Below are 25,900 nucleotides of genomic sequence, written 5' to 3' on the forward strand. Positions count from 1 at the left end.
CTTTAAAACCGTAATTCGTGGAAATTAAAAGCAGCGATCTGACAATTAAGCAGTTAACACACTTGGTAGGCGGCGGTTTAACTCCGCGAATGGTGCGACATTATCATCAATTGGGACTGTTACCGCAACCACTACGATCGCACAGTAATTACCGTCTCTACACCAAAAAAGATGTTCTCAGGTTGCAACGGATTGTGGCACTCAAGCAGCAAGGGTTTCAGCTAAACCACATCCGTCAAATTTTGGAGGTTAAACCAGAAGCTGACACAACTGTTAACCTCATGGGACAACTCCAGCAGCAATATCACGCAGTGATGCAACAAATTTCTCAACTGCGACAAACTGCATCAGCACTAGAAGGATTATTGGGGCGCGATCGCCATTGTCAAATTATCCAGGCGGAAGTTTTGGCACAACTCAAGTTACTCGATGTCGAAACCCAAGCTGGATTAGGGGGATTAGAAAATCTCTTGAGTGGTTTAGATGCCGAAATTCATAACCACTCTGAAGCTTTTACAGAATCGCTACAACGCTTACTACCTGATTTGTCTCACCGTTCGGAAATTGAACAACACTTAATTTCTCAGTTGGTTTTGGCTTGTGGCGATGTCAGTTTGGTGTCTTTTGTCAAGTTGAGTCAAGATGCGATCGCAGCTAGTCGAGAAGCTTTATCTTCAAGCTGTCAAATTGTTGTCGATACTCAAACGGTTGCTGCGGCTTTAGATCAAACCCGATTACTTCACTTGGGATGTCGCACTGAAACCTTGATTGATAATCCCCACATTACCACTGCCACAGAAGCCGAAGTTGCTTTTTGGCAACATCGAGAATGGCGATCAAAATTGCTGCAAGTAAATCAAGGTTGTGTGTTGGTAATTGGTTATGCTCCCTCAGTCCTTATAGAAGTTTGTGAAGCGATCGCTAATCAAAAAATTCAGCCTGCATTAGTTATTGGAATGCCTATTGGCTTTAGCCATGCTCCCGCAGCCAAGCGACAACTGATGCAACAAGGGATACCTTATATTACAGTTGAAGGGACTTTGGGAGGTGGCGCTTTAGCTGCAACTGCCCTAAATGCCTTGGTTGAGTCACTGATTGATAAGCCAGATTGTCATTGTTATCTCAAATAAGTGCTGAACAATAAGTATTCAGTTCAGACAGGAGGCTACTTAGAACTTAGCACTACTGAAAATAATATTGTTAAATAATATTGAATTTGCTACACTTTACCAGTTTTAGTAATTCAATAATTCATAATTGTGTCCAGAAGTTACCAACTTGGTATAAGTTGCAATCTAACTTAGAAAAATTTATAGTAAACAGACTTTGGCAATTAGAGTATAAATTATCATGCTATCCAAACTACGGCGAAGTATAAATCGGCATAAGTGCTTTGAAGTAATTAGAACTAAAGATAACTCAGATGTATAATTAGCCCGTCTCCTCCATAATCTTTATAAAGATAAAGATCGCGATTTAGGACTGACAGGCTTTCTATTTTTTACTTTAATTAAGGGGCTTATGTGGCAACAAGAAAAAAAAGATACTTCGATAGTCAGGCTGATACTATGGGTTGCCTTAGCTACAACCCCGATGGCAGCATCTCTAGTGGTATCAGCACCGATGCTGGCACAATCTACACCGGAAGCTACCTCTTCGCCACTGCCACAAACAGGGCAAAATGAATCGATAGTGCGGATTGACGGTTCCAGTAGCTTGAGTGCAATCAACCAAAGCCTGAAAGAAAGTTTTGAAAAACAGTTTGCTGGTAAAAAGGTTGAAGTTGCTGCTAACGGCACTGAGACAGCCCTGAAAAATTTGCTAGATGGCAAAATCGATATAGTCGCAATGGGGCGCGGGTTGACGCCAGCAGAAAAAGCCCAAGGACTAGAGCAAATTCGTTTGCAGCGTGAGAAGATTGCGATCGTGGTTGGTGCAGACAATCCTTTCAAAGGAAGCTTGACTAGTAAGCAATTTGCCCGGATTTTCCGCGGACAAATTACAAATTGGTCGCAACTGGGAGGGCCTTCAGGGAAGATTCGGTTCATTGATCGCCCGATCGCCAGTGAAACTCGCAATACTTTTCGTACTTATCCAGCCTTCAAAAGTGCTGAATTTGCTACAGGAGCCAATGCTACCCAAGTAACTGATGATAATACCGCAGAAATCATCAAACAACTGGGCAAAGACGGCATCAGCTATGTGTTAGCTAATCAGGTGTCGAAGTTGAAAGGGGTGCGAGTTCTGCAATTACATCAAGCCTTACCAGATGATGCTAAATATCCTTTTTCGCAACCTTTAGTTTACGTTTACAAAAAAAATCAGAGTTTAACCACAGTAGATTTTCTTGGCTTTACCCTAGCACCCCCAGGACAGCAGGCTATAGAAAAAGGTAGAACTGTCGAAGCCGAGGCGATCGCAGCCAGCGTCTTACAACCTGCTGTTGCGGCTTCCCCCAGTGCCCAGACGACACCAGCGGCTACGCCTTCCCCTAGTGCCACTAGTTCTGTATTTGGCGAACAGCCCTTTGTGGCTGCTCCTGCACAAAGCACTCCAATTGTAAATAAAGAAACACCATTGTGGTTGCTGCTACCTGTCTTTTTTATCACTGTAGGTGGATCTGCAGTATGGTGGATTCTGAGAAAACGTCCATTGCCCGCTGAGACAACAGACAATTTCCCAGAATCAAATCCTCATCCACCCAGTGGAGACAATTTCCCAGAATCAAATCCTCATCCACCCAATGGAGAAACGGCGGCGATCGAGACTAGCACGGGTTCTTCCCTGAATGGAGCGACGCTGGAGGAGCAGGCAGTACCGCACTTCCCAGAGCAAGAAACCCCCGATCGCACTTCTTTCAACATCTACGCTCAAACACAATCCGATCTGAACCAAAATGCTACTCAGGGGACAGCAAATTTAGTACAGGAGACAAGTAATGGTACTTCTAACCTCTATGAAGGCGCGACATCAGGCGTAGCTAATGGCTCGGAAAATAACAACTTAGGAGCCGCAGCCTTAGGTGGTGCGGCTATAGCAACAGGCATCGGGGCGGCTACTTGGTCTACCTTTAGCAACAAAGAAACAGAAACAAACGCAATCGATGAGACAGTAGAGTTAAATAATTATACGGAGACAAATACTCCTGAGTCTGATGAAGTTGCATGGTATATAGAAGCCCCAGCGGCTGTAGTCAATACTTCATATCCTCACCTGGGTAATATTCCAGAAGAGATATCTGATATAGAACTGTCTTCATCTGAGGTGACAGCCCCACTCCCAGAATTATCAGATGTGCCACAAGTAACCTCTGATTTTGGGTATTGGGACACAGCAATTAGTGAAGATGAGGTAGATGAGGAACTTCAAGCAGAATTGAACTGGCTAGAGAGTATCACCTCAACTGAAGATACAGCCTCAGTAGATGAATGGGCCTTAGCGGAATCTGACGAAGTGACAGCCGATGTGGAAGCATCAGCGACAGAAACATCCTCACTGCTCGATTTACCTGAATTTACAGAAACTGAAGATACAGCCTCAGTAGATGAATTGCCCTTAGCGGAGTCTGAGGAAGTGGCAGATGATGTGGAAGCATCAGCGACAGAAACATCCTCACTGCTCGATTTACCTGAATTTACAGAAGATTTATTGAGTGAAGATGCCTTGAATGTGGTAGCGGACGCAGCCGAACCCACTTTAAATTTGCCAGAGGAAGAACTTCCAGCCGAGCCGACTGTCGGGCAAGGTGTTGCTGAAGCTAATTCCACAGATTTGGCCGCAGCGGCGGCTTTAGCAGCAGGCGCAGGAGTTGGTGCTTGGGCTAGCACCTTTGGATCGGATGCTCAAAATGAGACGACCGCAGCCGAAACAGCTACTGGTTTGGTTGATGCAGATGAAGAAAGCAGTATTATGCTCACACCAGATACTCATACATCGGCTGATGTATCTTGGGAGATTTCCGAAACCAAAAAAGCAGCACTGCGGCAACAAGGCGGCTCGCAATTAATAGTGCGGCTGTATGATGTGACTGGCATTGATTTAAGTTATCAAACTCCACAGTTAGTAAAGCAGTATGAATCTGAGGAAACAGTAAACGACGGCTCAATAGACATTCCCCGCAGCGATCGCGACTACATAGCTGAAATTGGCTATATCGCTGATGGCGATGCCTACAGCGGTAAACTACGCTGGTTATTTATCGCCCGTTCTCCAATTGTTCGTGTCTTCAGTCCTGTGAATCCAGATCCGATAGTTGATGATGTCGCAATCGCAGATAAAACAGATATTGATTTGGTAGATACTCAAGAAGAGATCGGTGAAGAAGAAAGCAGTATTGTGCTCGCACCACATACTTATACATCGGCTCATGTATCTTGGGAGATTTCCGCAGCCAAGAAAGCAGAACTGTGGCAACAGGGCGGCTCTCAATTGGTAGTGCGGCTGTATGATGTGACTGGCATTGACTTGAGTTATCAAAGTCCCCAGCTAGTAAAGCAATATGAATGTGAGGAAACAGCACACGATCGCTTTGTGGAAATTCCCGTCAACGATCGCAACTACCTAGCTGAAATTGGCTATATCGCTTATGGCGAACACTGGTTATTCATCGCCCGTTCTGCAATTATTCGTGTCTTCAGTGCTGTAAATCCAGATCCCGTAGTTGATGATGTCGCAATCGCGGATCAAACAGATGTTGATTTGGTAGATTTCCAAGAAGAAAGCAGTATTGTCCTCACACCCCGCACTTCCCAATGGGCTGATGTCTCTTGGGAGATTTCCGAAGCTAAGAAAGCAGCACTGCAACAACAGGGCGGCTCTCAATTGGTAGTGCGGCTATATGATGTGACTGGCATTGATTTGAGTTATCAAACTCCGCAGCTGGTACAGCAGTATGAATGTGAAGAGACTGCACACGATCGCTTTGTGGAAATTCCCATCAGCGAACGCGATTACATAGCTGAAATTGGCTATGTCGCTGATGGCGATGCCTACGGCGGTAAACTAGGCTGGTTATTCATTGCTCGTTCTGCGATCGTTCGTGTCTTTAGTCCAGCGCCGACAAATTCGACAACAGATTCCACTGGTGAAAATGTAGCATTAGTAAGCGAAGCAGCTGTTGGCTTGGCAAATGTAGAAGAAGAAACTGCTCCAGAAGAGAGCAGTATTTTCCTCACACCCCGCACTCCCAAGTGGGCTTATGTTTCTTGGAATATTTCCAAAGCTCAGGCGGAAGCACTGCGACAACAGGGCAGTTCCCAACTAGTAGTGCGGCTCTATGATGTAACCGGGATTGACTTGAGTTATCAAAGTCCCCAGCTTGTCCAGCAGTATGAATCTGAAGAAGTAGCACGCGATCGCTTTGTGGCGATTCCGGTGAGCGATCGCGATTATATGGTTGAAATTGGCTATATCGCTGATGGCGACCGTTGGTTACTCATCGCCCGTTCCGCTAACGTCCGGGTTTTCAGTCGTTCCTACGGAGATTTCTGGTTTGTCGCTGATGCTGAGTTAATTATTCACGGAGCAACTCAACCAAATACCAGCGTAAACATTGGTGGTCATGCCATCAAAATTAAACCCGATGGGACTTTTCACCTACGTCTTCCCTTTTCAGATGGTTTAATGGACTATCTGATAACGGTAGCTGCTGATGGGGAATCCCCAAGAACTATCCATAAGAAGTTCTCTCAGGAAACTTCCGAAAGCTAACATTACCCTGAGTTATCCCCTCTAACCCGATTCTCTCTTTTTAGGGGGTATAGGAAGGGGGGATTTTATTATATAGCAGTTTTTAGATGTAGGACTTACGCACTGTACAAATTAATTATGGTATGCATTTACCATGCATAGGTCGTTTCAGGCTTTAATTAATCATTCTTTGATAGTAAATAGACCTGCACTGTAGGGGCACAGCAATGCTGTGCCCTAACGACAGATGTGGTTTTTCAAATCATTCATATTTTGTCTTTTATGTCAATGCGTAAGTCCTAAGATGGATAAAATACACTACTCCAATCCTTAAGCGCGCGTTCTTTCTGAGTGGGTAAGTCTTGTAAAGGCAATTGGGAAAGATGAAATAATTTCTGAAGTAGCACTCCCGGATTTTTCACTTGTGAGAAATCCGGGTTTATTGCCTAGAAACTAAAATGATATGAAGAATACACAAAACTCAGTATTTATAAATACATTTATCGGCAAATAATGTAAACAGTATGCCAATATAAGTATTTCAGTATAAATATGTAAGTAAAATATTGACTGTAATTTACTGTAGTGTTATTGTAAGGTTATTGAGATGTTCTCTATTTTCAAGCTAAACACCCACATAGAATAGCCCACAAGGAGGGTATCAAAATATTTTTACCGGGTAAGAGTCAACTGTTGATTATTTTCAAGGTAGTAAGACTTAGGCGCTGGCAAAAACCAAATATGAAGGGTGGATTTTAGGCATTAAAGCTGAATTTTTCAATGCTTATTCAGTGATTTGTATTGAACAAAGATGATTAAAAAAGCCTGAAATGACCGATTATCCTGAATGCACACCTTCATTAATTTGTAGAGTGCTTAAGACTTAGATAGTCTGAGATAGTTAAATAAGTGATATGTACAAGCCTTTTTATCTGGTGAATCTTCAATCAATTTACTGATGAGCTTCAATGGTGAAGTATAAAGTATCCCGGAAACATCAAATTTCGGTAGATTTTAGTCCCCGAAAACGTCACTAAACTCAAGATTGAGAACTGAAGTTACTAAAAAAATCGATTTACTCAGGTAATAAGTTATGGCAAATATCATTGGAACCAACGGTAACGATACCCTAGTAGGTAGTGATGACGCGGACACGATTAAGGGTCTTGCAGGTAACGATACCATCACAGGTAACGATGGTAACGACACCTTAATTGGTGGTGGCGGTAAGGATCAATTTGTTTACAACCTCAGTAACGGCATTGATACAATCACTGATTTCGGTGGCATAGGTAAAGGCGTAAATACCTCGGCAGCAGTCATTGCCGAAGTGGACACCCTAAAATTCCCCGACTTTGACTTCTTTAGTGCCAAAAACTTGCTCCTTACTCAGAATGGCAGCAATTTGGAAATCGGCTTTGAAGAGGCAGGTCAGACCATAGTCATCCTGCAAAACTTCAAATTAGAAAACTTCAAGAATCTGAAAGCTTCTGGGGCAACACCAGCGATTGGCAATATCTTGTTTGGAGGGCAAACTAGTATCACCGACAGCTTTAATGTCCTGGATGCCAACTCCACTGATACCAACCTGGGCATCAAGAACACGGTGACTTTTCTTAATGACCTCGACAACAACATTACGGGTTTAGACGACTCAGATGATGTCGTCAATGGTGAGGCGGGTAATGACAAAATCGACGGCAAGAGTGGCAACGATTTGCTGCGCGGTGGTACGGGAAATGATACTCTCATTGGTGGCGCGGGAAATGACACTCTCATTGGTGATACGGGCAATAACTTTCTCGTTGGTGGTGCTGGTGACGATGAATTGAATGCTGATTCATCAACAGGCAATAATACCCTTAATGGTGGTGCTGGTAACGATTACTTGATTGCTGACAGTTCAACAGGCGATAACCTGCTCTCTGGTGGGGATGGCAATGACAGCTTCTCTTTGGCGGCCCCCTCTACTACCTCCTCTTCTTTAGTAACTCAAACGGTAGATGGAGGGATAGGTGAAGATTCCTTGTCCGGCTATTTCAACTATACTACGGGGGGAATCACCTCGACTTTCAATGCTGCTACTAACATTGGCTCGATTAGAGGGGGCACGGATCGAGTTAACTACAAGAATATCGAAAGATTAAATATCTCAGGTACAACCTACAATGACAATATTGTGGGGACTAATGGCAACGATTATCTCTCTGGGGGCGGTGGCAAGGATACGATTTTTGGCGGTGAAGGTAACGATGAGTTGAGTGTTGATTCAACAAGCGATAATATCCTCAACGGTGGCGCTGGTAGCGATCGCTTGAGTGCTAGCTCTTCAAAAGGTAATAACCTGCTCTCTGGTGGCGATGGCAATGATTCTCTTGACATCTCTGCGTATTTCGACTTCTTAGAGAACAGATATATCAATCCCACCTCTGGCAATAACACCCTCAACGGTGGCGCTGGTGACGATTCCTTGAGTGCTGACGGTTCAACAGGCTATAACCTACTCGCTGGTGGCGATGGCAATGATTCTCTTAATGCCTATGCCGCCTCTGGTAATAACACGCTCAATGGTGGCACTGGTAACGATGAATTGAATACTGATTCAACAGGTAATAACCTGCTCTTAGGAGGGGATGGCAATGACAGCTTCTCTTTTACGTCCCCATCTACAGCCTCCTCTTCCTTAGTAACTCAAACGGTAGATGGAGGGATAGGTAAAGATTCCTTGTCCATCAATTACTACAATACTACGAGCGGAATCACTTCGACATTCAATGCCACTACTAATATCGGCTCGATTACATCAGGCACAAATCGGGTTAGCTACAAAAGTATCGAACAACTATATATCAGAACTACAGCCTATGATGACAATATTGTCGGGACTAGTGGCAATGATACAATAGATGGGTTCGATGGTGGCAATGATACAATAGATGGGGGCAGTGGTGACGATTACTTGTCGTTAGGTAATGGTGCTACCCAAGGAATCACAACGACTTTCAATGCCACTACTAATATCGGCTCGATTACATCAGGCACGAATCGGGTTAGCTACAAGAATATCGAACGATTAAATATTTTTGATACGGCTTACAATGACTTGATTGTGGGGAGCAATGGCAACGATACGATCGGTGGGGTCAATGGGGTCAATGGGGTCGATGGTGGCAATGATACAATAGACGGGGGCAGTGGTGACGACTTGTTGTCGTTTGGTAGCTATTATGCTACCGAGGTAATCACTTCGACATTCAATGCCACTACTAATACTGGCTCGATTACATCGGGCACGAATCGGGTTAACTATAAGAATATTGAACGCTTAAATATTTTTGGTACAGACTACGATGACTTGATTGTGGGGAGCAATGGTAACGATACGATAGATGGGGCAGGTGGAAATAACACGATTCTCGGCGGTGCAGGTAAGGATTATTTGAGTGCTAATGCTTCAAATGATTTGAATTTAAATGTTAATAATCTGCTCTCTGGAGGCGATGGTAATGATTCTCTTGACGTCTCTGGTTTTTACGACGACTATCGCGGCAATTTCTCTCTGATTGCTATTTTGGGCAAAAACACCCTCAATGGTGGCGCTGGTGACGATAACTTAGTTACTAATTATTCATCAGGCAATAACTTACTCTCTGGGGACGATGGCAATGATACTCTTACAGCCGCTGGTTCAGCCTCCTTATATTCCTCATACGGAGCTTATACTGTCTCTGGCAATAACACCCTCAACGGTGGTGCTGGTAACGATCGCTTGATTGTTGATTATTCATCAGGCGATAATCTACTGGATGGAGGCGATGGCAATGACTACCTCACAGCCTCTAGCGCTACTGGTAAGAACACCCTCAAAGGTGGTAATGGCAATGACTACCTCACAGGTGGCAATGGTAATGATAGCCTAATTGGAGGAGCTGGTATTGATACCTTTGCTTTCAATAGTTACAATCAAGGCGTTGATAATATTTATGACTTCAACGCGACTAATGAACTGATTCAGATATCGGCTGTTGGTTTTGGTGGCGGATTATCAACACCTTCACTTAAGACAAGTCAGTTTACCCTCGGAACATCTGCAACCACGAGCAATCAACGATTTATCTATGACAATATTACAGGTGCATTGTTCTTTGATGGAGATGGCAGTGCGTCTGGGTTTACTCAGGTAAAATTTGCACAAATGTCTGCTGGCTTGTCACTAACAGAAAAGAATTTTGTGGTTGTTTAATCGTAATTAGCGCTCTTGTATAACTTTAGGTACGGAATGGGAGGTTATATTTTAAGCACCTCCCATTAAATTTTTCAATAGAGACGTAGCACTGCTACGTTTCCACAATGGTTCTGGATAACGCATATTTAACACCAGATGTCTATGGTTTCCAACAATTTGCGCCAAATCGACGCATCTCTGGAAAACCGGAAAAAATTTTCCAAATTTCTCCATTTTGCAGCCTGAAAGCCTTACTGCATAAGGCATCGACACATTTCAACGAAGTGATGCGGTTTTCAAGATTCGGGCGAGATGCGTCGATAAGCTTCAACACACTCCCTAAAAGTAAAATATATTACTTAAAATTGTTAAGGTTTTAACAAAAACTTAGCATTGGGTATCTTTTGCTCTGGAAAAATTGCTTGAGTTAGACATTTCCTAAATGCTAACGTCTACAAGGTGACACAGGATTTGGAGTGGTTTTTTTTACTATGAAGCACAGACACAAAGTAGCTTTTAGCTTGACATCGTTGATCGGTCTCAATTTAATATCTAGCTTAGTTATATTTGATGAGGCGATCGCCGCACCACCGAGAACCCCAGACAAAAGTGTAAATTGCGAGATTTTAGTTGTGGGTGGTGGACTTTCTGGTGTAGCCACAGCTTACGAGGGTTTGCTAGCAGGGCGAACAGTTTGTCTCACAGAAATTACTGATTGGTTGGGAGGACAAATTTCTGCTCAAGGGACATCTGCGTTAGATGAACGCCCAACTCAGCGAGCTCTCAAATTCTATTCTCGCGGCTATCTGGAATTACGAAACCGCATTGGGCGTAAATACGGTAAGCTTAACCCCGGTGACTGCTGGGTAAGTGAATCGTGTTTTCTTCCCCGCGATGCTCACACAATTTTGACCCAGATGCTTAAAGATGCCGAAAAGCAGGGCAAAGGGAAATTGCAATGGTTTCCCAACACGGTAATTAAGGATTTGGAAATCGCTGCTGATGGCAAAATAATTAATAGTGCGATCGCAATTCAACATCAACCACCAAAAGGCGCACCACCTCTTAATACTTTTACGTTATCTCAAAGCATTGAAGATGCTTATCGCTACGAAAACTCATCTCGGTTTACTAAAACTATTGTCCGTTTCATCCCCAAAGCTGTGAAAGAGGATGCTCCTAAATGGTATGTCGTAGACGCTAGCGAAACTGGAGAAATTATTGCCCTTGCTGATGTTCCTTACCGATTAGGTATTGATGCCCGTTCCTACCTAGAACCTTCTGCTTCTAGCACCAACAACGACCCTTATTGTCCTCAAGGCTTTACCTACACCTTTGCAATGGAGGCCACCAAGGAACCGCAACCGCAGACAATGCCTGCATTTTATCCACAATATGCGCCATATTTTAGCTATGAATTGAAGCGACTGGCTAACTTTAATTTAGTTTTTACCTATCGTCGAATATGGAGTCCAAAGAAAGGGAAATCAGAAAAATTCGGTGGTGTCAGTTTTACTGCACCTACACCAGGGGATATCTCGATGCAAAACTGGACTTGGGGTAACGACTACCGCCCCGGAACTGGTCAGGATAACCTAATTTATAACCGCCAACAGTTACAAGCGACTGGACAGTTAGAGCCAGGGGGTTGGATGGGAGGACTGCGGACAGAAACCCTGCGTAAGGCTGAGGAAAATGCTTTATCTTTCTATTACTGGTTGGTAGCTGGGACTACAGATTCTCAACTAGGAGATGGTGTCAAGCAGCAGCAACCCAATAACCGCTTTGTTTCCGGTTTAAATTCCCCAATGGGGACAATACATGGTTTATCAAAATATCCCTATATGCGAGAAGGACGGCGGATCATTGGCCGCCCCAGTTGGGGACAAGCTGAAGGCTTTAGTATTGGGGAAATTGATATTTCCCGCCGAGATTATAATGATCAGTATTACTCAAAGACTCTGCCAGCAGATATGTATCGTCGGCTACGAGCAGCAGTTGCAGGTTTAGAAGCAATATCAGTAATTGACGGTAAAGTTCCACCAGATAAAGCAATGCGACGGACTCGTTCTACCATCTTCCCCGATGCTGTGGGTATTGGTCACTACGCTATAGATTTCCATCCTTGCATGGTGAATAGTCCCCCAGAAGCCCCTGGGAACACAGAACGTCCAGGCGAAAGACGTGGTGCAGGTCTTGCTTATCCCTTCCAAATTGCTTTGAGGGCGATGATTCCTCAGAAAATTGATAATTTGCTGGTAGGTGGCAAAAGTATTGCGACTAGTCACATTGCTGCTGCTGCCTATCGAGTACACTCATTTGAATGGTCATCTGGCGCAGCTGCGGGAACTGTGGCTAGTTTTGCACTCAAAAATGCGATCGCACCTTACCAACTAGTTGATGACTTACCTAAACAAGAGCTACAACTAGAAGCACTCAAACGGCTTTTGCAACAAAATGGCAACCCTACCGCCTTCCCAGATACATCTATTTTTAACGAAAACTGGGATAATTGGAAATAGATAGTCATTTGTCATTTGTCATTTGTCATTGGTCATTGGTCATTGGTGATCGGTCATTGGTCATATCAAGTCCGGTTAATCACTTATGATTACCGAATCTGTGCAAAAATCCCAAAAGCCTCTTTACCCCTGCCCCCAGACCTTCGGTCACTGAGCGTAGCCGTACCACTTCGTGGAAGCAAGCTACGCGCAGCGTCTCGTAGAGAAGTGTGGTCTAAATGATAAGTCTTTAGCCGGACACGATATCATTGGTCATTGGTTAAGGACAAATGACAACGGACAACTAAACAATGAACTAAACTAATTACTTATAGTGTAGTTTTGTAAAATCATCTTGACCAATTGTTTTATGGTTATGACACTTTCAGCAGATGTTTACGGGATGTCCACAGCACCAACTATAGCTCCTGAACGGTCTAATCAAGTTATCCGTAAGACTTATCCGAATTACAAAGTGATTGTATTAAACGATGATTTTAATACATTCCAACACGTGTCTGAATGTTTGATGAAATATATTCCGGGGATGAGTGGCGATCGCGCGTGGGATCTGACTAATCAGGTACACTATGAAGGTCAAGCGATCGTCTGGGTCGGGCCCCAAGAACCTGCGGAACTCTATCACCAGCAGCTGCGCCGAGCAGGTTTGACAATGGCACCTCTAGAAGCAGCTTAATTATCATGGACAAACCCACCGTAAATCCTCTCCGCACGGCTTCACAAAAAGCCGCCAGACTGGTTTGGAATCACTCAACACACCTTTCTGGTCTTATCCCTATTTTAGAACGTCTTTGTCAGCACGATGGTATCCAAACTGTGACGCCAGGAGTGATTGGGCGGTCAAAAGGTCACTGTCCCAAAATGCAACTGCGCGTTTCAGTACCCATTCGTGGCGGCTATAAAGTCATTGCCCGGCAGGGGAAAACGGTACAAGAGGTATTTATTTTGACAACTTTGCCCCAGGATAAACTAGAAGCTGCATTAGCGATCGCCATGAGATGTTAATCATGCCCAATCCCCACTTGCCCTGAGCGTTCGCGTAGCGTCTCCAAGAGTTGCCGAAGAGATGCCCAATAACTATTCCTCAACCCGATGTACTGCAAATTTGTGTAGCGGCAGACTAACAATACAAGAAAAAGTTAAGAAATATGACAGAGCCGTAGTTATTTTCAAAGTCATGACTACAGATTCCCAATCGGGTAAAACTATTTTTTCGATGCCAAAAGCTACACAGTAAACTAGCCAGTAACTAAAGCTCATTCTAAACAGAATCTGTTCTGTTTCTTCGATCTCATTTGTTTGCTCCTTACTGTTCCACAGTAACAACAGTCCAATAATGCAAGCTACAAAGGAAACAGCAACTACAAATTCGTGACAAAATATATTTAACGAATGCATTTGTGTTTATTCCCACATTTTTCAGTTGAAATTTAGTCTAAAGGAATATTCCTTGCAGAGATACAAATTATTTACAAACCTCAATAGATTCAAAAGCGCTGAGTGAAAAATTTGGCGTTGTAACTCAGCACTCATAACTCAATTAACCTTCATGACTAGTTGCCAAAATTGAAGCGTTTGCAACAATTGCTCCTTCATGTATAAGAAAGGTTTAAGTATTTCCCAGAAATATATAACCAATTGCTGCAAATGCTTAATACTTTGCAACAATTGCTTCTTCATGTATAAGAAAGGTTTAAGTATTTCCCAAAAATATATAACCAATTGCTGCAAATGCTTAATACTTTGCAACAATTGCTTCTTCATGTATAAGAAAGGTTTAAATGATTGCAGCATTTGTTGTAATTAACTTATGACTTAATCTTACTTAAAAAATCAAAATCTTTTAAGTAAAATTAACTGCCCTCATCCTCCCTCGATGCATCCTACAGTGTATACACAAGTTCAATTACCCCCCTTACCAGGGCTGATTCATCCCCTAAAACAGGTAAAATTGCAAGTGTTGAGGGGAGGAAAATTATGGGTAGTTCTCTGATTGAACAACTGCGGCTTGTGGAAGATTTTAGAACGAAAGATGGCCGAAGGCATCCACGTTAGCGTCCACTATGCCGCCTGCAAATTGGTTGGCAGTAATTGAAAGTTCACTTCTGTCCTGCCAAGACTTGTTCGGCACTCAAATCCAACTGTGGAAAAGTAAAAGAAATGATGCGTTCTTATCCTCGGAATGCAACAGCATCATAGAACCCTTCTACTAGGGTGCATATTATAACTATCTCTTGAATCGGGTCAACAATTCAGTATTCGGGAATTTTCAGAACAGCATATTTAGAATGTTTGCTGCGATAGTCTGTGGTTTGTGTAGATTCGATGACGACTTGTACCACTAATATGGGGGGAGTTTCGTTAAGTTCGATTACAGCTTCTCGATTAGAAAGTACTGACCACTGCTGTGTTGGTAATACTACTACATCTGGAATTCGTGAGGTGTCCCAGCATCCTCCACGTGGCGAACGCACTCCCACAGAAAACTTTTGTGCTGTCCAATTCTGACCTATTTTGGCACTTTCATGATCATTGCTTCGTTCTAAAAACTTGGAGATGCCACCGTGCTTGCCAGTGCCAAGGCTGATGGGAATTAATTCTCCATCTACCAATTCATATTGGGTATCCGTGCCATCGTTATACTTAAGATACTCTGCAAAAGTAAATTTTTTTGTGGTTGCAGTCATAGCGATACCTACGGCGGGCTACGCCTACGCAATTCTCATCGATGACTCAATACAGTTATTCTACTTGCATTACAGGAAATACTGATGGAACGCTCGAAAATAATTGCCATTCTTACAGGTGCGATTTCGATCATTTTAGCGATCGCCTACCTGATCTTAGTCCAACTGCTGGACTACCGGGACATGAAACCCGCCCCCATTAGTCAAGTTGACTCACCACCTGCCGTTACTATCTCTCACTGGCAAGTTGACAAAATCACCCAAATATAAATTACATTTAGTCGATTTTTAGAGACGCAATTGATTGCGTCTCTTGTCATTTATATCAATTGATAAAACTAATGATAACTATTGATTCATCCCTAAACCAATACATAGATAAAAATTAATAGCTATGATTCATTACTTAAATAGTTGATTAGATAAGAAATAATTAGAGTTCTTATCTCAAATTTATTTAATTAAATAATTCCATTGTGACAGATATAACGGTAAGCTATTTCTAACAAAATTAAGCAAAGATAAATTTGCATTATCTACGACGCCGAATAGCCCGTCGTAGACATTGCTGGGTTAACTGGGATCAACGTCAGTTGATTTAAAACCCATAATTTTTGATGACAATAATAGAGGTGAGTTGATGGCTCAGTTTCTACTTGAGACTGTTTGGCTAGTTCCGTGCTATGCCTTAATCGGTGGCTTGTTAGCCGTGCCTTGGTCGCCAGGGATCATTCGGAAAACGGGGCCAAGACCGGCGGGTTATGTAAATTTGGTGATGACATTTTTGGCGTTTGTACATAGTGCGATCGCCTTACAAGCAACTTGGAATTATCCAGCCCAAGAAGTATTTATTCCGTGGTTATCTACGGCTGGTTTAGACCTAACTATTGCTTTGGATATATCCTCGGTGAGTGTCGGCGCTTTAGTTGTGATTACTGGCTTGAATTTGCTGGCGCAGATTTATGCGATCGGCTACATGGAAATGGATTGGGGTTGGGGACGCTTCTATTCTTTGTTGGGATTATTTGAAGCGGGATTATGTGCCCTTGCTTTGTGTAATAACTTGTTTTTCAGCTATGTAATTTTGGAAGTCCTGACGCTGGGAACCTACCTACTAGTTGGCTTATGGTTTAGTCAGCCGTTGGTAGTTTCAGGTGCAAGAGACGCTTTCTTAACCAAGCGGGTGGGAGACTTATTCTTGCTGATGGGCGTATTGGCATTATGGCCTTTAGCCGGAACTTGGAATTATCCAGAATTAGCTGAATGGGCGGCTACTGCGAACGTTAACCCGACAGCGATTGCACTCGTAGGTTTAGCCTTAATTGCCGGGCCGATGGGTAAATGTGCCCAGTTCCCCCTGCATTTATGGCTAGATGAAGCAATGGAAGGCCCTGTTCCCAGTACGATTTTGCGGAACTCAGTAGTAGTTGCTAGTGGTGCATGGGTGCTGATTAAATTGCAACCTGTGTTAAGTCTGTCGCCGATAGTTTCCTCCGCTATGGTGGCCATTGGGGTAGTGACAGCCGTGGGTGCTTCTTTAATTGCGATCGCTCAAATTGACCTTAAACGCTGCCAATCCTATTCTGTCAGTGCATACATGGGTTTAGTCTTCATTGCCGTGGGAGTGCAACAAGACGAAGCGGCGCTATTGTTAGTACTCACCCATGCCATATCCGCAGCCCTGTTGGTGATGAGTACTGGGGGAATTATTTGGAATAGCATCACCCAAGATGTCACCCAATTAGGCGGATTGTGGACGCGTCGCCCGATTTCGGCAATTGCTTTTATCGTCGGGACTTTGGGATTAGTTGGTTTTCCACCCTTGGGTAGCTTTTGGGCGTTGGTGAAACTAGCAGATGGGTTGTGGGAAACGCAACCTTGGTTAGTGGGAGTAGTGATAGCGGTAAATGCTTTAACAGCCGTGAGTTTAACCAGAGAATTCGGTTTAATTTTTGGCGGTAAAGCGACACAAATGAGTCAGCGATCGCCTGAAGCCCACTGGCCGATGATTCTGCCAACAATGATTCTACTTGGTGTCAGTCTACATCTTCCTTTAGTGTTGCAAAGCTTATCACTTTTACCCGATTGGGCAAGCCTAAATAAAGATGTCGTACTACTTTTAATTTTGTCGAATATTTTCAGTTGCACCATCACTGGCGTAATTTATTTAGGCAATATTCCCAAACCGATTCGTCTCCCTTGGCAAGGATTACAAGATTTACTGGCATACGACTTTTACACCCCAAAACTCTATCGGATGACGATAATTTTCAGCGTTGCCAAAATTTCCCAACTTGCTGATATGATTGACCGCTTTGTGATTGATGGGATTGTTAATTTCGTTGGTTTATTTTCGCTATTAGGTGGCGAAGGTCTTAAATACAGCACCTCTGGACAAACCCAGTTTTATGCATTCACTGTTCTTCTAGGAGTGAGTTTTTTAGGAATGTGGGTAACTTGGCCATTTTGGGGAATACAGTTTTTAAATTTTGTTTTTCAAATTTCGACACTTAGGTAGCAGTAGCTATCCGACTAAAAGTTAACAGTTTAATATTGTGAGGATAATTCCATGAGCATACGACATCCGCAGATAAGTCTTTCCAGAAGAAGTTTATTCAAGTTTGGTGCAGGTGCGATCGGTACAGGTGTATTGACAGCCGGACTTGGTTCAAACTTACTTGCAGCCGAAAAAACACCAGTAGAAGAAGATATTACGCCCGATAAGGCACTGCAAGAGTTATTAGATGGAAATGAAAGGTTTGCCAAAAGAAAACGTCGTAATCCTGACCAAAGCTATTCACGTTTAGTTGAAGTTGCCAAAGGTCAAAAGCCTTTCGCTTCTATTCTCGGTTGTGCAGATTCACGAGTCCCTTCAGAAATTGTTTTTGACCAAGGACTTGGAGATTTATTCGTTTGCCGGATAGCTGGTAATATTGCCACAACACAGCAAATTGGTAGTTTAGAATTTGGTAGTTTAGTATTAGGTACCAAAGTCATCATGGTCGTTGGGCATGAAAGATGTGGTGCAATACAAGCGGCGATTAAAGGTGCTCCAGTACCTGGAAATATTGGAAGTTTGCTTGAAGCAATTAAACCAAGTGTAGAAAGTTCAAAAGATAAATCAGGAGATATGGTAGAAACTGTTTGTAAAGCAAATATTTTGGCGCAAATTCAAAAATTGAAATCATCGTCAGTTTTATCTGAGTTAATCAAAGCAGAAAAGCTGAAAATAGTCGGTGGCTATTACGATTTAGATACGGGAGAAATTAGTATAGTAAGTTAGCTTTTTTGTCCTTTGTCATTAGTCATTAGTCATTGGCTAAAGAGTAAGTCATAAAGGATAAAAGACAAAAGACAAAGGACGAAGACGTAGGTTTGGTTGAGAAACGAAACCCAAGATTATCGAGACTTTGTTGGGTTACGCTATCGCTCAACCCAACCTACTATTCTCTTAACCTAAGCGTATTGAGTCATAAAGGACAAAGGACAAAGGACAAAATTTCCATGTTAAGTGTTTTGATTTGGCTTCCAATCTTCACTGCTATTTTCATAGCAGTCTTACCTGTAAGTATTCCTAATTATCGCATTCGTTTAATAGCATTAATTTTTTCAGGGATAGTTCTCTTGTGGAACATTTTTATCCTGCTAAAATTTGATATCAGCAATCCAGGAATGCAATTTCAAGAGTATTTGCCTTGGAATGAAACTCTTGGCTTGAGCTATCAATTAGGTGTTGATGGACTTTCCATATTGATGTTGGTGTTAAATAGCCTACTCACGTGGATTTCTATTTACAGCAGTAGTAAAGAAACTGAACGACCCCGGTTGTTTTACTCCATGATTTTATTAGTGAGTGGAGGAGTTGCAGGTGCTTTTCTAGCGGAAAATTTGCTGCTGTTCTTCCTATTCTACGAACTAGAACTAATCCCTTTTTACTTACTGATTTCCATTTGGGGAGGGAAAAAACGAGGTTATGCTGGGATTAAATTCCTAATTTATACTGCTGTTTCGGGAGCATTAATTCTGGCAACATTCTTAGGTATGGTGTGGTTGAGTGGTTCTACCAATTTTGCTTTTGATGCAGTCTCTACAGAAAATCTATCAACAGCCAAACAAATTCTTTTATTAGCAGGAATAGTGTTAGGTTTTGGGATTAAAATTCCCTTAGTTCCCTTCCATACTTGGCTACCCGATGCTTATGTTGAGGCTTCAGCACCAATTGCCATTCTTCTCGGTGGGGTGTTGGCAAAGCTGGGAACCTATGGACTGCTACGATTTGGGTTGGGTATGTTTCCCCATGCTTGGAGTATTATTGCACCGACTTTAGCAATTTGGGGAGCAGTTAGCGCTATCTATGGCGCAGTAATTGCGATCGCTCAAAAAGATATCAAGCGCATGGTAGCATACAGTTCCGTTGGTCACATGGGCTATATCTTGCTAGGTGCTGCCGCCAGTACTCCCTTAGCACTCGTTGGTGCAGTCGCCCAAATGTTCAGCCACGGTATTATCCTAGCCATTCTCTTCCACTTGGTGGGAGTCGTTGAAGCCAAAGTTGGTACACGCGAGTTAGATAAACTCAATGGTTTAATGAGTCCCATACGCGGTTTACCGCTAATTAGCGCTTTACTAGTTTTAAGCGGTATGGCTAGCGCAGGTATTCCCGGTTTAACAGGATTCATCGCAGAATTTATCGTCTTTCAAGGTAGTTTCTCTATCTTTCCCCTCCCGACAATTTTGTGTGTAGTCGCTAGTGGATTAACCGCAGTTTATTTTGTTATCCTCCTCAACCGCACTTGTTTTGGCAGACTGGATAACTTCGCCTACTATCCCAAAGTTCTTTGGTCTGAGAAAATACCAGCTTTAATTTTGGCAGCTTTCATCATCTTTTTGGGAGTACAACCCACTTGGTTAGTACGTTGGAGTGAATCCACAACTACAACAATGGTGGCTGCAATTCCCTCTTTGGAAAAAACTGTTATCTCTGAAGTGGTAAATAATTAAGAGTTTTTAAACGCAGAGGAACGCAAAGTTTAACGCAAAGTAGCGCAGAGTTTTTGAATTCGATTCGCTAGAAGTTTACGCAATTGAGTAAATATCATTACCATGACTGCAATTAAAACAGCAATTAAATTACCTCCTTCTAATCACGAATTTGCTGAAGTAATTCACCGCTTAGAAGCAGGCGGTGCAATGTTACCCGATACTCCAGAAAATTTGATGCAAATCATCGGTTTATACAAAGCTTATGCTGTGCCGATGGATTTTTACTGGCGTGACCTACTTTATATTGCCGAACGCGAATTTTTAAACCCGCTTCCTTTCTTTAAATACTTCTTACCCAAAGACTATTTAGAACTGCATAATCATTACGCTGGCGATGATGCCGATTTACGAATTTGGCGCGGCGAAGCTACTGCACATCCAGAACTTTTGGCATTTATCGACAAGGGTGAAACTTTTAAAATGCCGAAGTTGTTGCATCACTTGTTCCACGATCGCATTAACATGGAATTTGCAGAAGCTTGTATGCGGGCGATGTTGTGGCACAGAGGAATGGGTGGACAATTTGACCCTTACCTAGATTCAGCAGAATACAAAGCCAACGCTGACCGGGCAATTAAAGCTTACTTCCAAGGCAACCCTGTAATGCTGGGGCTTTACAAGCTGTTCCCCGATATGTTTTTGGAACAGTGCCGCCAGATGTCATACTACGCTAATCTGGGCTTATTCTGGGAAGTCATGGCCCCGGTATTCTTTGAAATGTCCGACCGCTATGACGAAGGTACGATTAGCAGTGTGCCAGAGGCGATGAGCTTCTTAGTTAATGGTATATTTGCGATCGCAGGTCGTCCTATTTACCATCACGTTTATATTCGTGGTGAATGCTACGAAATTGTCCCCAAATCTAAGGGTTTCATGTGGCTATACGAAGCTGCATTACCTTATGTAGAAGCGGTTTTCTACCGCACTGCACCCTTCCGAGGAACAAAATCTTATAATGCTCAAGCGCGTCAAGTACCGGAAGACCAGAAAGACTTTCACTATGGCATTCTTTACGCTGATGTATTTCCAGTAGGTACTGCTGGCATTCCCCCGACATTATTAATGCAAGATATGCTGCATTTTTTACCACCATATCTTGTTGATTATTACAGCCAACATTGCCGGGGTGAAGAAGATATGTTAATTCAGTTAGGAGTTAGTTTTCAACGCTCAATGTACTGTGTCACTTCTGCGGTAATTCAAGCCTTGCGAACTGCACTTTTATATCCATTAGATGACCAAAATCCCAAGCATTTACAAGCTAACCGAGATTTCTTTGAAATGCAGCTAAATCGTTTTACCCGTAATGACTACAATATTCGTGATGCTGCTCGTTTAGGAAGCATTCAAAGTCAAGATTATCGATAATATCATGTCCGCTTGATTACTTACTAAACGCGAATAACTACACCCCGCATTTGAGTAAAGCAAATGCGGGGTGTGGTTCTTTTTTTTGATTTATGCAAGAGGTCTATTGTAGAAAGAGCGATTCATCGCGTCTCTTACCTTAACCGAACCGTATTGATTGTCAACTCTATAAGACAATACAGTTCAGTTAAGCTTCATAATAATTTTTTGTCAAAAGTGCGCTCGCACTTACTCTCTTGGGCTTGCTTCCTGTGTAACAGAAATGTCGTTTAAGGCTCATTTCCCGACACATAACAACGGCGATCGCCCCGCCTGTGACAAGTGTGCAAACCATCCACTGCAACGTCAACATTGACTGGACTGTGAAAGAGAGGGGTAGCACAGCTGTGCGCCCTTACGAGGATCTATTTTTTTGTACCTCACCCATGCGGGAACCGCTATAAAACATCTCCAAAAAACAATATAAAAGACTTGTGTAGTCAGGGTTGATACCTCATTCTGGAGATATCTATAGATATGAACTTAATGCGATCGCGAACTTAATTCCGAAATTCACCTGAACGAGACTGTAGCATTTCAAAGAGAACCAATAGAGTAATTGCACCATGAAAAACTTCAAAATTATTACATTAGGGGCATCAGGCGCAGGAAAAACTGTATTCCTCGCTAGTATGTTTAAGGCATTATCAACTCAGAAAAACTCTAGTTTTAAGCTTGATGTTGAAGAGCCAGACAAACGAAAATTACTAAACTCCACCTATACACAGATATTGACTGGCGATACTTGGCCTCCTGGAACAAAAAATATTTCCGAATGGACGTTTACTTGTAAAGTTCAAACAGAAGATTTTGATAACTACAATGCTTGTCAATTCACTTATTTTGACTATGCTGGAGGTCGCCTAACTGATATAGAGAAAGATGAGGACTTGGAAAACGTCGTACAGCAAGCTGATACGATTTTAGGATTACTAGATGGTCAGAAAATATATGCTTGGCTGAATGGTAGCGATCAAGTACGAGCCAATGTATTTTTAAGTACGGATTTACCCAGTATTCTCAAACGGATGCAGAAGCTTACAGTTCCAGTTCACTTTGTTATTACTAAGTGGGATGTTCTGGATCAGAAGTTTACCCTATCTCAGATACATGAAAAACTTCTCACTATTCCTGCTTTTGCACAATTAATCAAAAGTCGAGGTGAAGCAGGTTCTATTGTCCGAATTATTCCAGTTAGTGCTATCGGTTTAGAATTTGCTACTCTGCAACCAGATGGAAGTATGAAAAAGAATCCAGGTAAGATTCCATTTCCCTTTTTGCTTGAAGCGCCTATATCCTGTGTTTTGCCAGATAGACTACAACAATTGCATCATCAAAAACAAGCACAAGAAAAACAACTTGAACAACAAATTCAGAAGATAGATGATGGCAATATTGTGGTTGGCGCATTAGTTGGTGGTCTAGATTTTTTAGGGGTTGGATTAGAGGGATTGGGACTACTGCTAGAGTTCGACGACGATGCGGCTGAAATCAAAATGGCTAGATTGTTCACTAAAGCAACTTCAATGGTTACTTCTTTGGTGAAAGGGGGAATAAAAGGAATTAATGAAAAAATAAGTAAAGGATCTCGAAAAAAGAAAGAAACTACGCTCAAATCCGTTAAAGACGAACAGTCTGCTCTAATACACGCAATGAACGTCTTTTATGATTTTGAGAAAGATTTAATAGATAGTTTTCCCGAGTCTAAATTAGTTTAGCCCTATATCAATAAATCCCCTAAAGGTGCAATGAATAACTACAGTATTATTACTCTCGGAGCATCTGGCTCTGGTAAAACCATCTTCTTGGCTAGTCTTTTCAAGGTATTTTCAACACAAGGAAAGTTTGGCTTTTCTCTAGATGTTCAAGACAATTCTAAAAGAATGGTTTTGAATAAGATATTTGCAGATTTGACTACAGGAGAGCAATGGCCTTTAGGCACTAGAAATATTTCTGAATGGGCATTAACTGCCTATGTAAATAACTCAGGAATATCTAAGATTCCAGCCTGTAAAATCACCTATGTTGATTATAAAGGAGGTCTAATCACAGACGTATCAACAGAAGATGAAGAAAATTACGGCGGTTACAATAATTTGGAAACCTACGTTAAAGAAGCGGATGCAGTTTTAGTAATCTTAGATGGTCAAAAGCTACTTTCTATGATGCAGGATCGCGACTTAACTAATAAGGTTGTTTTCAGATGGCTAAATGAAGACCTATCGGCCCTCATGCAAATGGTCGATAAATGCAATAAATATATTCCCGTTCATTTCATCATTAGCAAGTGGGACTTACTTGAAGGTAGCTACTCTCTAGCAGATGTAAAAAAACGCTTGCTGAATAATGTTCCTGAATTTTATAACGTAGTTGACAATAGGAGGAAAGTAGGTTGTCCAGTACGTTTGATTCCTGTCAGTTCTTTAGGTAAGGGTTTTGCAGTCCTACAACCTGATGGACAGATGAAGAAGCTTTCTGTCAATCCACATCCAATGAATGTAGAGTGTCCCCTAGCTTTTGCTTTGACGGATAAGCTACCAAATCCAGGCAGATCGAAACAAAAGCCTTTTAAACTCACAGTATGGGATTGGATTGGCATTGGACTTTGTATTGCTCTCATTCCATTTAGCATGGGGTTCACACTGATTATTGCCATTGTTTATTTTGGGTTTCATCTATTGAGAAACAAGAAGCAAAGATTAGATGAAATTTCATCGAGTGAAGAGGCATTTGAACAAATTCTGAGTAAATGTCAGGAAATTAAGAAACAATTCAATGCTGACTTTCCTGACTCTGACCTTGCTAAAGTACCCTCTTTTAAATCTAGATAATAAGTATTATGACAATTCAAGCTTGGACTTTTCTCGTTAGCCGAAATCAGTCAATCGACTACAAAACTGTAGTCGCACCTGATTTCATTTCTGAAGCTAAAATTCGCAGTTTGCTCACTAAAGTTACAGAAGAAGATTTTACTGAAAGTGGGCGAATAAGTATTCGTGAGGTAAATGGATCTGAAGTTGGCAACTTTACTGTTGTTTTTCGTTCGGTTAAAGCCAGAAACAACGACATAGGAGAAGAGGGAAATAAAGTATTAAAAGATGCAGTTGGGAGAGAAATTTATTGGGTGGAGGGACTCGTTTTTCAGAAAAATTTGCCCGAAATGCAATATAAAATTGGAGAAAGTCATCTCGATCAAGTACATCGATATCTACAAGAGAAGTATCGGGAGTTTTGGTATGAGGATAAGCTCAGTATTTCCTATGTGATTGATTTGCTAAAAGTTACATCTGGGCCAGACAACAACTTTAGAGTGCTAGAGCCATTGGTGATTACACTAAGGCCTCAATTAGCAGAGTATCAATTACCAAAAAAAAAAGAACTTAAAAACTATAAATATCCTCCCGGCAAACCTGTAAGAAACAAAATAAGTTTATTTAGACTTGTTTTGATTGCAATTACAGCACTATTATTGACTGGGATAGTTTGGAAAGCGTGGTCGGACTTGCAGCCAAAGATATGCCTGTCCGTTACTCGAGATAAAACAATTGAATTTCATCTGCAAAATCAACCCCCCTCATCACAAAAGGTATTATCTGGAATTGAAGAGCTTAAAAAATTAAAAAAAGAAAACGAAGCAGCTTGGATATTCCTAAACGGTTCTTTGGAGGTAGAAAAATCTCTTGCAAATCAGATTAAAACGGAAGTAAACAACCAAGTAGACAACCAAAAAGGAATAACAAAAGAAGCCGTAAGTATTACAATAGTTCCAGATGAAAAGACCACATCAAAATTAAACATCAAGAATTACCCGATTGACTTAGCGATCGCCCTACTTCAAAATAAAACGGTTACTAGCGGCAAACTTGAGGCAACAATAATTGAACCAATTTCACAAAAAGCATGTCCTGTAATGCTTTACAAATGTAATTATTCACTCCAATTTGCCAGGCAATGTTTATAGCGATAAGCAAGCTTTGAGTGATATTTAACAAAGTCTCAAGGAGAAGTGTAGCCTGAGTTAAGATAAATTCAGCGTAACAAATGTGTAGCCACCAGCCACTCTATCTACGTATGCGACCAGGAAATTGGTATCCACCAACAATACCTTTGCCAATTTACGAGGGTGAGTTAATGTATTAACTCCCTTTTCTCTAAGGCTTGGCAAAAACAATAAGTCCTAAAAATTCCTTCTAGGTTGAGCGCAAGGTTTTTTTATATATTGCCCGCAGTATAAAGGGTTTGAAAGTCCAAGCTCCCTTTTCAGCTCAATGCTCATGTATCGGTCATTTTGCCAGTTTTGCCAAAATTTTTGTAGGCTCTTATTTTGG

General features: G+C 42.0%; 16 protein-coding genes. 14 read left to right on the forward strand and 2 right to left on the reverse strand.

Annotated features, from left to right (window positions below):
• The first annotated feature begins 23 nt into the window (after nt 1-23).
• From NLP_RS08440 to NLP_RS08475, 6 genes are all read left to right on the forward strand, one after another.
• A complete protein-coding gene (locus NLP_RS08440) occupies nt 24-1,130 on the forward strand; it encodes a precorrin-8X methylmutase (protein ID WP_104909811.1) in 1,107 nt (368 codons plus the stop codon).
• A gap of 391 nt (nt 1,131-1,521) precedes the next feature.
• Nucleotides 1,522-5,709 (forward strand): DUF4912 domain-containing protein, encoded by a 4,188-nt coding sequence (locus NLP_RS34785; protein ID WP_234017251.1) that lies wholly within the window; start codon nt 1,522-1,524, stop codon nt 5,707-5,709.
• Between the two features lie 1,072 nt (nt 5,710-6,781).
• Entirely contained in the window at nt 6,782-9,931 is a 3,150-nt protein-coding gene (locus tag NLP_RS08460; protein ID WP_104906008.1) for a beta strand repeat-containing protein, read from the forward strand.
• Between the two features lie 473 nt (nt 9,932-10,404).
• Complete coding sequence (locus NLP_RS08465; RefSeq protein ID WP_104906009.1) at nt 10,405-12,435, forward strand: FAD-dependent oxidoreductase; 2,031 nt, start codon at nt 10,405-10,407, stop codon at nt 12,433-12,435.
• A gap of 349 nt (nt 12,436-12,784) precedes the next feature.
• A complete protein-coding gene (gene clpS / locus NLP_RS08470) occupies nt 12,785-13,111 on the forward strand; it encodes an ATP-dependent Clp protease adapter ClpS (protein WP_094348337.1) in 327 nt (108 codons plus the stop codon).
• 5 nt (nt 13,112-13,116) lie between these two features.
• Nucleotides 13,117-13,440 carry a DUF2103 domain-containing protein gene (locus NLP_RS08475; protein WP_104906010.1) on the forward strand — a complete coding sequence of 108 codons (324 nt, stop codon included), beginning with the start codon at nt 13,117-13,119 and terminating at the stop codon, nt 13,438-13,440.
• A 72-nt stretch (nt 13,441-13,512) separates the two neighbouring features.
• On the opposite strand, the gene NLP_RS08480 is transcribed toward NLP_RS08475, so the two are convergent.
• Both NLP_RS08480 and NLP_RS08490 read right to left on the reverse strand, forming a co-directional pair.
• A complete protein-coding gene (locus NLP_RS08480) occupies nt 13,513-13,833 on the reverse strand; it encodes a hypothetical protein (RefSeq protein WP_104906011.1) in 321 nt (106 codons plus the stop codon).
• Between the two features lie 854 nt (nt 13,834-14,687).
• Nucleotides 14,688-15,122 (reverse strand): Uma2 family endonuclease, encoded by a 435-nt coding sequence (locus NLP_RS08490; RefSeq protein ID WP_234017252.1) that lies wholly within the window; start codon nt 15,120-15,122, stop codon nt 14,688-14,690.
• A gap of 84 nt (nt 15,123-15,206) precedes the next feature.
• Between NLP_RS08490 and NLP_RS08495 the strand changes: the two genes are divergently transcribed.
• From NLP_RS08495 to NLP_RS08530, 8 genes are all read left to right on the forward strand, one after another.
• A complete protein-coding gene (locus tag NLP_RS08495; protein WP_104906013.1) occupies nt 15,207-15,392 on the forward strand; it encodes a hypothetical protein in 186 nt (61 codons plus the stop codon).
• Nucleotides 15,393-15,762: 370 nt separating this feature from the next.
• Complete coding sequence (locus NLP_RS08500) at nt 15,763-17,640, forward strand: NAD(P)H-quinone oxidoreductase subunit F (protein WP_104906014.1); 1,878 nt, start codon at nt 15,763-15,765, stop codon at nt 17,638-17,640.
• Nucleotides 17,641-17,691: 51 nt separating this feature from the next.
• Nucleotides 17,692-18,405, forward strand: a complete 714-nt coding sequence (locus tag NLP_RS08505) for a carbonic anhydrase (protein WP_104906015.1) — start codon at nt 17,692-17,694, stop codon at nt 18,403-18,405.
• 221 nt (nt 18,406-18,626) lie between these two features.
• Complete coding sequence (locus tag NLP_RS08510; protein WP_104906016.1) at nt 18,627-20,123, forward strand: NADH-quinone oxidoreductase subunit M; 1,497 nt, start codon at nt 18,627-18,629, stop codon at nt 20,121-20,123.
• A gap of 102 nt (nt 20,124-20,225) precedes the next feature.
• Nucleotides 20,226-21,533, forward strand: coding sequence for a CO2 hydration protein (locus NLP_RS08515; RefSeq protein WP_104906017.1), 1,308 nt, complete (start codon nt 20,226-20,228; stop codon nt 21,531-21,533).
• A gap of 605 nt (nt 21,534-22,138) precedes the next feature.
• A complete protein-coding gene (locus tag NLP_RS08520) occupies nt 22,139-23,290 on the forward strand; it encodes a hypothetical protein (protein WP_104906018.1) in 1,152 nt (383 codons plus the stop codon).
• A 30-nt stretch (nt 23,291-23,320) separates the two neighbouring features.
• A complete protein-coding gene (locus NLP_RS08525) occupies nt 23,321-24,403 on the forward strand; it encodes a hypothetical protein (RefSeq protein ID WP_104906019.1) in 1,083 nt (360 codons plus the stop codon).
• Nucleotides 24,404-24,411: 8 nt separating this feature from the next.
• Nucleotides 24,412-25,533, forward strand: coding sequence for a hypothetical protein (locus tag NLP_RS08530; protein WP_104906020.1), 1,122 nt, complete (start codon nt 24,412-24,414; stop codon nt 25,531-25,533).
• The last annotated feature ends 367 nt before the right edge of the window (nt 25,534-25,900 follow it).

This window comes from Nostoc sp. 'Lobaria pulmonaria (5183) cyanobiont' (assembly GCF_002949795.1).
Classification (GTDB): domain Bacteria; phylum Cyanobacteriota; class Cyanobacteriia; order Cyanobacteriales; family Nostocaceae; genus Nostoc.